We start from the raw sequence: 223 nt of genomic DNA, 5'->3' as shown, positions 1-223 counted from the left end.
ACTAACGTCTGGGCACCAAAACCACTCGCCAGACCGATCACACCGGCACCGGCTAGCAGCGGCGTGACATTGACACCCAAATTAGCCAGTCCAGCGATGAAGGCAATAATCAACATGGTGACAAAGATGACATTGCGGATCATCGGCGTGATGGTTTGTGCTCGGGCCTGATTGACCCGCCGCCCCCGGGAGCGCGCCGACGATGTCAGTGCCCGCTGAATGG

The 223-nt window shown here is 58.7% G+C and carries 1 pseudogene; it reads right to left on the bottom strand.

Annotated features, from left to right (window positions below):
- Positions 1-223, bottom strand: a pseudogene (locus A6R74_RS13970) (mechanosensitive ion channel); the annotation flags it as partial.

Origin of the sequence: Halomonas sp. ALS9 (assembly GCF_001651035.1) — a bacterium.
In the GTDB taxonomy this organism is placed as follows: Bacteria; Pseudomonadota; Gammaproteobacteria; order Pseudomonadales; family Halomonadaceae; genus Vreelandella.
The sequence above is the reverse complement of the archived record's forward strand: the minus strand, read 5'-3'. Positions and strand labels throughout refer to the sequence as shown.